We start from the raw sequence: 13,912 nt of genomic DNA on the forward strand, positions 1-13,912 counted from the left end.
TACGCCGAACTTTGCTTGCGCTGCGACCGCCAAAGAACAACGACAATTGCCAGGAGTCGAGTGACAGTGCCGAATCGTTTGCAATCGTCGAACTCGGACGGCGCTCCCGGGACGCGTCCGACACAACCGGTTGCTACCGCGATCACGGCGCTCTCCGAACTGTCCGGAGCTCGCCTCGAATGGGTCGGGCAACCGGGATCACAGTCGTCGGAGGTCGTTGTCAAGGGCGTCGACCTGCGTGCGCAGGGAATCGTGGCCGATGACCTCTTCGCCGCTCTGCCCGGTGCCAGGACGCACGGCGCTCAGTTCGCCGTCGACGCTCTGGGGCGCGGTGCGACCGCGATCTTGACCGACGAGGCCGGCCTCGAATTGATCGAGGCCGCCGGCAAGGCGCCCGACCGGTCCGTCCCGGTTCTCGTTCATCCGAACCCGCGGGATGTGCTCGGTGAGATCTCAGCCGAGATCTACGGCCGGCCATCGGAGAAGATGCAGGTCGTCGGCATTACCGGCACATCCGGCAAGACGACGACGTCGTACTTGCTCGAAGCAGCGATTGCCGGAGCCGGCCGCAAGCCCGGCCTGGTTGGCACCATCGAGACTCGGATCGACGGCCGACGGGTGCCCAGCGCTCTGACCACGCCGGAAGCTCCGCAACTCCATGCGCTGTTCGCCGTGATGGCAGAGCAGGGGATCGATACCGTCGTCATGGAGGTGTCCAGTCACGCGCTCGCTCTCGGACGCGTCGACGGCATCCGCTTCGACATCGGCGCGTTCACCAATCTTTCGCAGGACCACCTGGATTTCCATCGGGACTTCGAGGAGTACTTCCAGGCCAAGGCTCGACTGTTCGATCCCGAGTCGACGGTGCGAGCCGAGCATGCCGTCGTCTGCGTCGACGACGTATGGGGTCGACGGATGGCTGAGTTGGCCGCGACCGACGAGAGCGATCCGGTGACCACGGTCTCGACCTCGACGGCCGAGGCCGAGTGGAAGGTCGGCGCCGTCGAGGTTGCCGAGGACGGCTCGCAGACTTTCGAGTTGGTCGGGCCGGACGGACAATCGTGGCCCGTCTCGCTTCGCCTCCCCGGTCGATACAACGTGGCCAACGCAGCCTTGGCGCTGACTGTCAGCTTCGCGGCCGGACTCGATCCGGACGCTGCTGTTCGAGCACTCGGAACGGTGGATGTCCCCGGACGAGTGCAGCGGATCGACCGCGGGCAGAGCTTCCTGGCAGTGGTCGACTACGCCCACAAACCGGCGGCACTCGAAGCCGTGATCGCCACCCTGCGCAATCAGGTTCCCGGCCGAGTGGCTGTGGTCGTCGGTGCGGGCGGGGACCGCGACGCCGGCAAACGCACCCTCATGGGCGAAGCTGGTGCGAGGGGCGCAGACCTGCTGATCGTCACCGACGACAACCCGCGCACCGAGGATCCCGCGAAAATTCGCGCTTCGGTTATGCAAGGCGCCATCGACGTTCCCGAATCCGAACGCGGCGAGATTCGCGAAGTGGGGGACCGGGCGCTCGCGATCGAGCAAGCAGTCCGGTGGGCGCAGCCAGGCGACGTAGTTCTGGTGGCAGGCAAAGGCCACGAAGTGGGTCAAGAAATCGACGGGGTCAAACACCCATTCGACGACCGCGAGGTGTTGGGCGAAATGATCGGCCGATTCGCGATCAACACAGCACATGGAGGCAAGCAATGATCCCGATGACGCTCTCTCGGATCGCCGAGATCGTCGGAGGAACCCTGCATGACGTCGACGATCCGTCGACTCAGGTGACAGGAACCGTCGAATTCGATTCGCGCAAGGCTGGTCCAGGTGGACTGTTTCTCGCACTCCCCGGCGCACGCGTCGACGGTCACGACCATGCGGAAGCGGCGGTGGCCGCCGGTGCGGTGGCGGTGCTCGCAGCGCGGCCGGTCGGGGTTCCGGCGATAGTTGTCCCGTCGGTACCGAACGACGGTCCGAGCGCTGTGATGTTGCTCGAACATGACACAGACGGATCCGGGGCTGCCGTCTTGCATGCCCTCGGCCTCCTGGCCAGGGCCGTGGTCGACGAACTGGCAGCAGAGGGGTCGGCTTCGGGGGGCGGGCTGACGCTGGTCGGTGTCACTGGTTCGGCGGGCAAGACCTCGACCAAGGACCTGATTGCGGCGCTGCTTCGCGAGCGCGGTGAGGTGGTCGCCCCACCAGGCTCGTTCAACAACGAACTGGGTTTGCCGTGGACTGTGCTCCGCGCCGACGAGAAGACCCGCTTCCTGGTCCTCGAGATGTCGGCCCGTGGGGTCGGTCACGTCGGCGAACTGACCAAGATCGCGCCGCCGAAGATCGGCGTCGTTCTCAATGTAGGCACGGCCCATCTCGGTGAATTCGGTTCGCGTGAAGCGATCGCGGTCGCCAAAGGTGAACTGGTGGAAGCACTCCCGTCGGCAGCCGACGGTGGAGTTGCGGTCCTCAACGCCGACGACCGCATGGTCGCCGCAATGGCGAGTCGAACCAAGGCCCGGATCGTATTCGTCGGCCAGTCCGAAGACTGCGACGTTCGGGCGACCGACGTGGTTGTCGACGACCAGGCCCGGGCTTCCTTCACGCTGAACTGTTCACAGGGTTCTGCGCGTATTCGCCTGGCCGTTCACGGCGAACACCACGTGAGCAACGCCCTAGCCGCTGCGGCCGTCGCACTCGAGAACGGCCTCGCGGTTGCAGACATCGCGCGTGTCCTCGAGGGCACGAAGGCAGCGTCAGCGAGGCGGATGGAAGTCACCGAGCGCGCCGACGGCGTCACCGTCGTCAACGACAGTTACAACGCCAATCCCGATTCCATGCGCGCTGCGCTCAAAGCGTTGGTGTCCATGGCGCGATCGGATCGGCACTTCGGGCGCCGTAGCTGGGCTGTGCTCGGTGAGATGGGTGAACTCGGGCCGGAATCGGTCGTCGAGCATGACGCGATCGGTCGCCTGGCCGTCAGACTCGATGTCAGCAAGTTGATCGTCGTCGGAACGGGCCGCACCTCGCGTGCGATGCATCAAGGTGCGGTGATGGAGGGGTCGTGGGGTGACGAGTCCGTCGTCGTGCCCGACGCAGCTGCGGCGATCGCCATTCTCGAAGCGGAACTCGAACCGGGCGATCTCGTCCTGGTGAAGGCGTCCAAGTCTGTTGAACTGTGGACAGTCGCCGAAGCGATTCTGGCCGCAACGCCCAGCGACAACACCGGTGACGCGAACACCGATGGCGAGAACGGCGGGGATTCGCAGTGATCCAGATTCTTCTCGCCGCAGGCATCGCGCTGGCGGTCTCCATCATGCTCACGCCGATCCTGATCAAGGCGTTCTCGAAACAAGGTTTCGGGCAGGAGATCCGAACCGAAGGTCCAGCCAGTCACCAGGCCAAGCGCGGCACTCCCACGATGGGCGGCGTCGCGATCCTGACCGGAATCTGGGCCGGCTATCTCGGCTCACACCTCATCGGTCTCGGCATGGACAACGCGGAGGGACCGTCGGCGTCCGGCCTACTCGTTCTCGGTCTGACCACCGCGCTCGGTGGAGTCGGTTTCCTCGACGACTTCATCAAGATCCGCAAGCAGCGCAATCTGGGACTGAACAAGACAGCGAAGCTGGTCGGCCAGTTCGTCGCTGCCATTGCCTTCGGAATTTTGGCCCTGCAGTTCCGCGGTGACGACGGGCTGACTCCGGGCAGTGTTCATTTGTCGTACGTTCGCGACATCGCCACCGTCTCACTCGGTTCCGTGGTCTTCATCGCCTTCTGCTACCTACTGGTCAGCGCCTGGTCCAATGCCGTCAACCTGACCGACGGCCTCGACGGATTGGCCGCCGGAGCGATGAGTTTCGTTCTCGGCGCCTACGTCATCATCACGTTCTGGCAGTTCCGCTACTCGTGCGAGACGAATCCCGGTAAGGGTTGCTACGACGTCCGAGACCCGCTCGATCTTGCGGTGCTCTGCGCGGCCGGCGCCGGCGCGTGCATCGGTTTCCTCTGGTGGAATGCCGCACCCGCCAAGATCTTCATGGGCGACACCGGTTCTCTTGCCCTCGGCGGCATGCTCGCCGGATTGTCGATCACCACAAGCACGGAACTGTTGATGGTCGTCATCGGTGCACTGTTCGTCGCGGAGGCCGCGTCGGTGGTGATCCAGGTAGCGGTGTTCCGGTCCAGCCGACGGCGGGTCTTCCGAATGGCGCCGTTCCATCACCACTTCGAACTTGCCGGGTGGGCTGAAACCACGGTCATCATCAGATTCTGGTTGCTGGCGGCTATTGCGTCGGCTATCGGATTGGCACTCTTCTACAGCGAATACCTCGCAGCGCTCGGAGGCTGAAAACCATGACCAGCTCAGCGGATTCCGAGAACGACCTGTCCTGGCTCCGCGGTACGCGAGTGCTGGTCGCTGGAGGGCGGGTGTCCGGTCAAGCGACCATCGAACCTCTCGTCGCTCTTGGTGCTGTCGTGACGGTCGCCGATTCGACCTTGGACTTCGCGCAGCGCTGCGCCGAGCTCGGCGCGGATATGGTGACCACCACCTCGATCGAGGATGCTCCGGATTCGATCACCGAGTACGGGCTCGTCGTCACCAGTCCGGGCTTTCGGCCGGACGCACCGATCCTTGCAGCGGCCGCCGGTCACGGGATTCCCATCTGGGGAGACGTCGAGTTCTCGTGGCGCGTCGACCACAGCGGGCACTTCGGCGGACCCCGTAAGTGGCTCGTCGTGACGGGGACGAACGGCAAGACCACGACGACGTCGATGCTGGCCTCGATTCTCGACGCCGCCGGAGTTGTCGGCCGAGCCTGCGGGAACATCGGGCTTCCGATACTCGACGCACTCGCCGAGACGTCGCCGCGCGTGGAGTACCTCGCTGTCGAACTGTCGTCTTTCCAATTGCACTGGGCGCCTTCGGTGCGTCCGGATGCCGGCGTCGTCCTCAATGTCGCCGAGGATCACCTCGACTGGCACGGCGGAATGAGCGCGTACGCCGCGGCAAAGTCGCGGGCGCTGAGTGGAAAGGTCGCGGTGGTCGGCCTCGATGACGCAATCGCTTCCGAACTGGGAACACGAGCAACTGCAGACATTGTCACCGGGTTCAGATTGGGTGAACCGGGCGAAGGAGAACTGGGTGTCGAAGCGGGACACCTCGTGGACAACGCTTTCGGTGATCACGTCCGCTTGGCCGAAGCAGCTTCCATAGATCCGGCCGGCCCGGCAGGCGTCATGGACGCGCTGGCCGCTGCCGCTTTGGCGCGGGCACTCGGATTCGAGGCCGACGTCGTCGAACGCGGTCTGGCCGCACACAAGGTCGGCCCACACCGAGGGGCCCTGGTCGGTCGTGTCGGGTCCGTTGTGTACATCGACGATTCCAAGGCCACCAATCCGCACGCAGCCAGGCCGTCGATACTCGCGCACGACCGCGTCGTCTGGGTTGCAGGCGGTCTACTCAAGGGCGCAAGCGTCGAGCAGTTGGTGAGCGAAGTGGGACCGAGACTGTCCGGCGCTGTTCTTCTCGGCCGTGACGCCGGTGTGATCGAGGACGCGCTGGCGCGACACGCGCCCGATGTTCCCGTGGTGCACGTGCTGTCGGGGGACGATGAAGTGGTGAGCGAAAACAGCAGCAACTCGACTCTCACCATCCGGCTGCCGTCGGGTGCCGACGCGGATGCCGTCATGGCCGCAGTGGTCGTCGAAGCTGCCGAGTTGGCGTCCCCCGGTGATGCAGTTGTACTTGCCCCGGCCGCCGCGTCCTTGGACATGTTCGCCAGCTACGGACATCGTGGTGACAGTTTCGCCGCCGCCGTAGCCGCATTACCCGATCCGTTCACGGATTCGCCTGGCCAAGCCGGGAACTTGCGATGACCAAGGGTCCCAAGACCCGAATCGGTGCCTGGTTGGCGCGGCCGTTGGCGTCGTTCCACCTGGTGGTGACGATTGCCACGATGTTGACTGTCTTGGGGCTCGTGATGGTTCTGTCGGCGTCGAGCGTCGAGCAGTACGTGTCCGGTGGCTCGGCATATTCGTTGTTCACCCAGCAGTTGATCTTCGCGATTCTCGGGGCGGTGCTCTTCTACGTCGCGCTGCGGATCCCGGCGAGAGTGCTCCGGCAGTATTCGTTTCCGCTGTTCGTCGTCGTGCTGATCATGCTGGTACTCGTTCTGATTCCGGGAATCGGCACCGAAGCGCAGGGTGCGCGTCGCTGGTTCAACGTCGGTGGATTCTCGGTGCAACCATCGGAAATCATGAAGGTCGCCTTGGCGATCTGGGGCGCGCATCTGTTGGCCTCGAGGCGTCCGGACGACCGATCCGTGAAGTCGATCCTGATTCCGCTCGTGCCCGCTGCGATGCTGGTCTTCGCCTTGGTCGTCGCGCAGCCGAATCTCAGTACGACCATCGCACTGGGAATCATCGTCGGGGCCCTGCTGTGGTTCGGCGGGCTTCCACTGAAACTCTTCGGCTCGATAGCGCTGACAGGCGTTGTCGGCGCCGCTGTCCTGGCCATGACGGCCGGGTATCGATCCGACCGAGTCCAGGCCTTCTTCAACAAGAGCGATGACCTGCAGGGCAACAACTATCAGGCCAAGCAGGCCTTGTATTCGCTCGCAGACGGCGGCTTTTTCGGTCGCGGACTCGGGCAGAGCGTCGCCAAATGGAACTACCTACCGAACGCGCACAACGACTTCATCTTCGCGATCATCGGCGAAGAGCTGGGATTTGTCGGCTGCGCTGTGGTGATCGGTTTGTTCGCTGTATTCGTGTACACGGGATTGCGGATCGCAGCCCGCAGCATCGATCCGTTCTGGCGGCTCCTGTCGGCCACCGCAACTACCTGGATCGTCGGCCAGGCGATGATCAACATCGGTTACGTCATCGGACTGCTGCCGGTGACCGGACTCCAGTTGCCCTTGGTCTCCGCCGGTGGTTCGTCCTTGGCGATCACGCTGTTCATGTTCGGGGTCATCGCCAATGCAGCGCGCCACGAGCCAGAAGCAGTTGCCGCTCTGAACTCCGGGCAGGACGGCAAGATCTCGAAGTTGCTCAGACTGCCCAAGCCGGTGCTGTACCACCCGCCGTCAGGGGGCCGGCCTATCCGTCGACAGAAGCCCGCACGACAGATCGAACCGGCACGCGGACGCGACGGCCGGCGCGCGATCGAGACGGGCGATCGACGCAAGCGGGCAGATCAAGGCGCTCGCCCTTCCTCGGATTCCAACCGAGGTGCGGCCGCTGGGTCACGGAAGCACACCGCGGGAGGGCAGAATGGTCAGCGTCGGCAGGCGCCGACACGTAGGGCACAAGATCCACGAGAAGTTCGAGAGCGAGGAATTCGTAGGTGAGCGGCAACAAATCGGCTCTGTCGGTAGTGGTGGCAGGGGGAGGCACGGCTGGTCACATCGAACCCGCACTTGCGGTCGCGGACGCGGTCAAGGCCGCTCAGCCCGACACCAGGATCACCGCACTCGGGACAGCACGTGGTCTCGAAACCACCTTGGTGCCTGCCCGCGGGTACACACTCGAGCTCATTCCGCCGGTTCCGCTTCCACGTAAGCCCACGATGGATCTCGTCAAACTGCCGACACGCATCCTCGCCTCGGTGCGCAAGACCCGTGAGGTACTCGATTCCGTCGACGCCGACGTGATCGTCGGTTTCGGTGGTTACGTCGCGCTTCCGGCGTATCTTGCCGCACGTGGCGGTGTTCTTCGGCGCCGCCGCAAGATTCCGATCGTCATCCACGAGGCGAACGCCAGTGCCGGCATCGCGAACAAGATCGGTGCTCGCCTGGCGACGCGGGTGCTTGCTGCTGTTCCGGGTTCCGGAGTGAAGAACCGCGGCGATCAGGACGCCGAGATCGTCGGCATCCCGGTTCGCGCGTCGATCGCCAATTTCGATCGAGCGGGACTCCGCTCGCAAGCTCGCGAGTACTTCGGACTTCCTCAGGACGGTCCCGTTCTGCTCGTCTTCGGCGGATCGCAAGGCGCGAAGTCGCTCAACGACGCGGTGTCCGGAGCAGCGGAAGAACTGGCGAAGGCCGGGATCTCGGTCCTTCACGCACACGGACCCAAGAACTCCCTCGAGGTCACGCAGTACTCGGAGACGGCACCGTATGTGGCTGTACCTTATCTTTCGCGGATGGATCTCGCGTATGCCGCAGCCGACGCGACGATCTGTCGTTCGGGCGCGATGACGGTCGCCGAGGTCTCGGCGGTCGGACTACCGGCCGTTTACGTTCCGCTGCCGCACGGCAACGGTGAACAGGAACTCAACGCGAAACCCGTTGTCGCAGCGGGCGGCGCGATCATCGTCTCCGACAACGAGCTCACGCCGACGTTCGTCGCCGGCACCGTCGTCCCGATGCTGAGCGACAGCGCGCGTCTCGACAAGATGAGCAGTGGCGCTGCCAATGTCGGGCACCGCACGGCGGCAACAGAGATCGCACGGATCGTGCTCGACATCGCGGCAAAGGAAAACGCCGTCCAGGAAAATGCAAGGGGAAACCGATGACCGCGCTGCCCGCCCACCTCGAGCGAGTACACATGGTCGGAATCGGCGGTGCCGGTATGTCCGGCATCGCTCGAATTCTGCTTTCCCGCGGGGGCCTTGTCTCGGGTTCGGACGCCAAGGAGAGCCGAGGAGTCCTGGCGCTCCGTGCACGCGGGGCACAGGTCCGGATCGGCCACGACGCCGATGCTCTCGACCTGCTGCCAGGTGGACCGACCGTCGTCGTCACGACGCACGCAGCTATCCCGAAGGACAACCCGGAACTCGTCGAGGCCGCTCGCCGCGGAATCCCGGTGATTCTTCGGCCGGCTGTCCTTGCATCACTCATGCAGGGAAATCGCACGTTCCTGGTTTCGGGTACACACGGCAAGACGTCGACGACGTCGATGCTCGTGGTCGCCCTGCAGCACTGCGGTTTCGACCCCTCGTTTGCCGTTGGCGGCGAACTCAACGAGGCGGGCACGAATGCCCATCACGGCAGCGGTGACGTCTTTGTCGCCGAGGCCGACGAGAGCGACGGGTCGCTGCTTCAGTACGACCCCAACGTGATCGTCGTGACCAACATCGAGGCCGATCACCTCGACTACTTCGGCAGCGTCGAAGCGTATGTGAAGGTGTTCGACGATTTTGTCGACAAGCTACGTCCAGGTGGACTTCTGATTGCTTGCCTCGACGATCCGGGATCTGCGGATCTCGCGAAGCGAATCGTGGCCTCGGGTCGTTCGGACATCCGTGTGCTCGGTTACGGATCAGCGGATGCGCAGGAAGTAGAAGCGGGCACTGCCTTCGAACCTGTCGACGGCGTCGAGGTCGGAGTCCGACTACTGGGCTTCCATGCACACGACGTCGGGGGAGTCCTGCAGTTCCAACTGGCCGGCGAGAGCGCCGCGCGAACCGTGCGGATGGCAGTGCCGGGTCGGCACATGGCGCTCAACGCACTTGCCGCCCTGCTGGCCGCCCGTGATGCGGGCGCCGAGACCGAGGAGATCGTCGAGGGGCTCGCCGGATTCGGTGGCGTCCACCGCCGCTTCCAGTTCACCGGCCGCGAGCGTGGTGTCCGGGTGTTCGACGACTACGCCCACCATCCGACCGAAGTTCGCGCGGTTCTCGGCGCGGCCGCGGATCTGGTTCGACCGGAAGATGATTCGTCGTCGACCAATTCGGCAGCCGGACGTGTGATCGTGGTCTTCCAACCTCACCTCTATTCGCGCACAGCGGCATTTGCCGTGGAGTTCGCGCAGGCACTGGACTTGGCCGACGAGGTAGTGGTTCTCGATGTCTACGGTGCTCGCGAAGAGCCGATGCCGGGAGTCAGCGGTGCGCTTGTCGCTCAATCGGTCACCAAACCTGTTCACTATCAACCCGATCTGTCGCAGGCACCGAAGCAGGTGGCGGCGTTGGCTCACCCCGGCGACATCGTCATCACGATGGGCGCCGGTGACGTGACCATGCTCGGCAAACAGATCCTCGATGCTTTGCGTTCGGCGCCGCATCCCGCGCCGCGATGACACCCGACGCACGAAGTCGTCGCGGGCGTCGAGATCCTCAGGCCAGGCGAGCCACCAGTACGCGTCGGCGCAGTACTCGCACCGAATCGCGATATTCGACGCGGTCGACGGAGCCGGCTCCCGAACCCACGCCGACTCGTAAGTGGTTCAAGCGACCGCTGATCGTGGCACCGCTGGCAATCGTGCTGGTGGTGGGAATTGCGCTGACGGCCTGGTTGTCTCCGGTGCTCTCGGTCCGGGGCACCGAAGTTCTCGGTGCGACGACGGTCAGTGAGGAACAGATCCTTTCGCTCCTGGCAGTACCGACCGGTCAGCCGTTGATGCGGGTCGACGCCGGCGCCGCCGCCGCACGTGTAGCGACGATTCCGAAGGTGGCCTCCGCCCGAGTGCAGCGGATGTATCCGTCGACCATTCGCGTCACCGTGACCGAACGGGTACCGGTTGTCTTCGTCGACTCACCCGAGGGTGCACACCTGCTGGACGAGAAGGGTGTCGACTTCGAGATGGGCGTCCCGCCGCCGGGGGTTCCGCGTCTGGTGACACCGACGCCGGGATGGAACGACGAGCCGACGCTTGCCGCGCTCGAGGTGTTGTCGGTGCTGCCGCCGGATCTGCGATTTCAGGTGGGAGAGGTTGCCGCTCGGTCGATTTCGAGCGTCACGCTGACTCTGCTCGACGGTCGCGTCGTAAACTGGGGCGGTGTCGAGCACTCGGATCGTAAGGCTGCCGTGACACTTCCTCTGTTGACTCAACCGGGGCAGACGTACGACGTGTCCAGTCCTGATCTTCCGACGGTCCGATAGCGCACGGTGCACCCGTGCGCCGGTGCGTGGCAAATACTTCGGTGTGTCTCGGCGCGCCTAATGGCGGAACGCGACGACGGTGCATAGCGTTTCGTTTCAGATCGAATACTTGACATAACTCTAACCCTGTGGTTGAGGTTTAGAGTTTATCTCGAACACCAGCAGTAACAAATACACCAGCAGTTACAAATACAGCAGCAGTAAAAAGACAGCAGCACTGACAAGCAGCGTGAAACACGACACGGAAGGCGAGAGCCGATGACGCCCCCGCACAACTACCTCGCCGTAATCAAGGTCGTCGGCATCGGCGGCGGCGGCGTGAACGCAGTCAACCGCATGATCGAACAGGGACTCAAGGGAGTCGAGTTCATCGCGGTCAACACGGACGCGCAAGCCCTTCTGATGAGTGACGCCGACGTCAAGCTCGACGTCGGTCGTGAATTGACCCGTGGCCTCGGCGCCGGTGCTGACCCTGAAGTGGGTCGCAAGGCAGCCGAAGATCACAAGGACGAGATCGAAGAGGTCATCAAGGGCGCCGACATGGTGTTCGTGACCGCAGGCGAGGGTGGTGGCACCGGAACTGGTGGTGCCCCTGTCGTGGCAAGCATCGCCCGGAAGCTGGGCGCACTCACCGTCGGCGTCGTGACTCGGCCGTTCTCCTTCGAGGGCAAGCGTCGTGGGGGACAGGCGGATACCGGAATCCAGGCGCTCCGCGAGTCCTGCGACACGCTGATCGTCATTCCCAACGATCGCCTGCTCCAGTTGGGTGACGCGGCCGTCAGCCTCATGGACGCCTTCCGCAGCGCCGACGAGGTTCTCCTCAACGGTGTCCAGGGCATCACCGACCTCATCACCACCCCGGGTCTGATCAACGTCGACTTCGCGGACGTCAAGGGTGTCATGTCCGGTGCAGGCAGTGCGTTGATGGGCATCGGATCCTCACGTGGTGAGGGACGCGCGATCAAGGCGGCGGAATCTGCGATCAATTCGCCTCTCCTCGAAGCATCGATGGAAGGCGCCCGCGGCGTTCTCCTGTCGATCGCCGGCGGTAGCGATCTGGGCCTGTTCGAGATCAACGAGGCGGCTTCGCTGGTGCAGGAAGCCGCGCACATCGACGCCAACATCATCTTCGGAACGGTCATCGACGATTCACTCGGTGACGAGGTTCGTGTGACGGTCATCGCTGCGGGATTCGACGGAGGAGCTCCGGCTCGTCGTCCCGTGGAGTCGACCGCACAGGGACGTGGAGCTATCGGCGCCGGGCGCGCGGGTGAGGTCGGCCGGTCACCGGTGGCCGCCGAACCTGCTGGCGAGCAGCCGATTTCCGCAGCGCGCGAGACGACGGGTTCGGGTAGCTTGCCTCCGATCGGTGGCCCACGCCATGCGCCGGTCCAGGAAGACGAGGGCGACGACGACGTCGATGTGCCTGTCTTCATGCGTCGCTGACGCAGGGCTACAAACAGTTTCGAGAACAGGGTGCCCGGAATTTCTGGGTACCCTGTTCTTGACTGGATGTCCGGTCACGTCTGAGCCGGACGACAACTTTCGACGTTTGTGAGCACACATATCTTGAGTACCGAGAAGTCGACCACCCGCACCCGCATTCGCCGCGTCGTGACCAGCCGAGCCGGTGGTGTTTCCGCGTCGCCGTACGAGTCGTTCAATCTCGGCGATCACGTCGGAGACGATCCGGCAGCCGTCGAGGCGAATCGCCGTCGTCTGGCACGCGAAATAGGCGTCGAGCCTGACCATCTCGTGTGGATGGAACAGATCCACTCGCGCAACGTCACTGTCGTGACGGAACCGACCGACGAAGTGATTCCCGTGACGGACGCTCTGGTCACCACCGTTCCCGGCCTGGCGCTCGCCACCCTCAGCGCAGACTGTGTTCCCGTTCTGCTCTCCGACGAGGAGGCCGGTGTGATCGCGGCAGTTCATGCCGGACGGATCGGTGCCCGCATCGGTATCGTCCCGCGCGTCCTCGCGGAGATGGTGCGACAGGGCGCGGACGTCTCACGTATCGGTGCCTTCCTCGGCCCGGCAGCGAGCGGACGCCAGTACGAGGTTCCCGCCGCGATGCGTGCGGACGTGGAAAAGCACTTGCCGGGCAGCGCAACTCGCACCGAGAAGGGCACGCCGGGACTCGATCTGCGTGCGGGACTGCGTAAGCAGTTGCTCGCCGCGGGTGTGTCCGGTGTTGCCGAGGACCCGCGGTGCACGATCGAGGATCGCGCGTTGTTCAGTCATCGCCGAGAATCTCTGACCGGGCGTCAAGCTGCAGTGATCTGGATGGAAGCGCCCGCAGCGCAGGAAACCGTCTAGGCAGAAATGCGCCAGACGGATATGCGGCTGACAGAAATATCGACGGCACTCGACTCGGTGCGTGCGCGGCTGGCGGCCGCCTGCCTTGCCGCCGGTCGTGAAGTTTCCGACGTAGCACTGCTGCCAGTTACCAAATTCTTTCCGGCGTCCGACGCCCGAATCCTGTACGAACTGGGTTGCCGTGAATTCGGTGAGTCTCGTGAGCAGGAAGCAGTGGAGAAGGTCGCGGACTTCGACGGCGCTGCACAGAGCGGGGCGATCGACGATCCGGTTCGCTGGCACATGATCGGGCAGTTGCAGCGCAACAAAGCGCGTTCGGTAGCGAAGTGGGCCTACGCAATTCACTCGGTGGACAGTGCACGACTAGCCGATGCACTCGATCGGGCGGCGCTCGGAGCTTTGTCCGACGGGGAGCGTAAAGCGCCGCTGCGGGTGCTCATCCAGGTAAGTCTCGACGGAGACCCTGCGCGTGGCGGAGTTCCGACGGGAGAGCTAACCCCTCTCGCCGAGCGGATCGAATCAGCCGAAGGTCTCGAATTTGCGGGACTGATGGCCGTCCCGCCACTTGGATCAGATCCGGACGAGCAGTTCGAAATCCTCCGCAGGGCACATCTTTTGATTCTCGAATCGCATCCCCGGGCAACCGAACTCTCGGCTGGCATGACCGGTGATCTGGAGGCCGCAGTGCGCCACGGATCAACGTGCGTGCGTGTCGGAACCGCACTGCTCGGCTCACGACCAGTAATCTCGAGGTGATCGCTCAGGTGATCGCCCAA

General features: G+C 64.1%; 11 protein-coding genes. All 11 read left to right on the plus strand.

Annotated features, from left to right (window positions below):
• The first annotated feature begins 66 nt into the window (after positions 1 to 66).
• The 11 genes from EEB12_RS26955 to EEB12_RS27005 all read left to right on the plus strand — a co-directional run bounded on the left by EEB12_RS26955 (position 67) and on the right by EEB12_RS27005 (position 13,892).
• Entirely contained in the window at positions 67 to 1,701 is a 1,635-nt protein-coding gene (locus EEB12_RS26955; RefSeq protein WP_141488831.1) for a UDP-N-acetylmuramoyl-L-alanyl-D-glutamate--2,6-diaminopimelate ligase, read from the plus strand.
• The gene (gene murF / locus EEB12_RS26960; protein ID WP_020908074.1) at positions 1,698 to 3,257 is read left to right on the plus strand and encodes a UDP-N-acetylmuramoyl-tripeptide--D-alanyl-D-alanine ligase; all 1,560 of its coding nucleotides are present in this window, start codon (positions 1,698 to 1,700) and stop codon (positions 3,255 to 3,257) included. The genes EEB12_RS26955 and murF overlap by 4 nt, the downstream gene beginning before the upstream one ends.
• Positions 3,254 to 4,336 (plus strand): phospho-N-acetylmuramoyl-pentapeptide-transferase, encoded by a 1,083-nt coding sequence (gene mraY, locus EEB12_RS26965; protein WP_003941699.1) that lies wholly within the window; start codon positions 3,254 to 3,256, stop codon positions 4,334 to 4,336. Before murF ends, mraY begins: the two co-directional genes overlap by 4 nt.
• A gap of 5 nt (positions 4,337 to 4,341) precedes the next feature.
• Positions 4,342 to 5,865 (plus strand): UDP-N-acetylmuramoyl-L-alanine--D-glutamate ligase, encoded by a 1,524-nt coding sequence (gene murD / locus EEB12_RS26970; RefSeq protein WP_141488832.1) that lies wholly within the window; start codon positions 4,342 to 4,344, stop codon positions 5,863 to 5,865.
• Positions 5,862 to 7,340, plus strand: a complete 1,479-nt coding sequence (gene ftsW / locus EEB12_RS26975) for a putative lipid II flippase FtsW (protein WP_070796857.1) — start codon at positions 5,862 to 5,864, stop codon at positions 7,338 to 7,340. Before murD ends, ftsW begins: the two co-directional genes overlap by 4 nt.
• Entirely contained in the window at positions 7,337 to 8,506 is a 1,170-nt protein-coding gene (gene murG / locus EEB12_RS26980) for an undecaprenyldiphospho-muramoylpentapeptide beta-N-acetylglucosaminyltransferase (RefSeq protein ID WP_019748872.1), read from the plus strand. The genes ftsW and murG overlap by 4 nt, the downstream gene beginning before the upstream one ends.
• On the plus strand, positions 8,503 to 10,011 hold the full coding sequence (gene murC / locus EEB12_RS26985; protein ID WP_019748871.1) for a UDP-N-acetylmuramate--L-alanine ligase: 1,509 nt from the start codon (positions 8,503 to 8,505) through the stop codon (positions 10,009 to 10,011). Before murG ends, murC begins: the two co-directional genes overlap by 4 nt.
• Positions 10,008 to 10,814, plus strand: coding sequence for a cell division protein FtsQ/DivIB (locus tag EEB12_RS26990; RefSeq protein ID WP_258537381.1), 807 nt, complete (start codon positions 10,008 to 10,010; stop codon positions 10,812 to 10,814). The genes murC and EEB12_RS26990 overlap by 4 nt, the downstream gene beginning before the upstream one ends.
• A 258-nt stretch (positions 10,815 to 11,072) precedes the next feature.
• Entirely contained in the window at positions 11,073 to 12,260 is a 1,188-nt protein-coding gene (gene ftsZ, locus EEB12_RS26995; protein ID WP_003941788.1) for a cell division protein FtsZ, read from the plus strand.
• A gap of 108 nt (positions 12,261 to 12,368) precedes the next feature.
• Positions 12,369 to 13,136, plus strand: coding sequence for a peptidoglycan editing factor PgeF (gene pgeF / locus EEB12_RS27000; RefSeq protein ID WP_019748869.1), 768 nt, complete (start codon positions 12,369 to 12,371; stop codon positions 13,134 to 13,136).
• A gap of 6 nt (positions 13,137 to 13,142) precedes the next feature.
• Positions 13,143 to 13,892 (plus strand): YggS family pyridoxal phosphate-dependent enzyme, encoded by a 750-nt coding sequence (locus EEB12_RS27005; protein WP_019748868.1) that lies wholly within the window; start codon positions 13,143 to 13,145, stop codon positions 13,890 to 13,892.
• Positions 13,893 to 13,912 lie beyond the last annotated feature (20 nt).

The organism is Rhodococcus sp. WS1, from assembly GCF_003797745.1.
GTDB lineage: Bacteria > Actinomycetota > Actinomycetes > Mycobacteriales > Mycobacteriaceae > Rhodococcus_F > Rhodococcus_F erythropolis.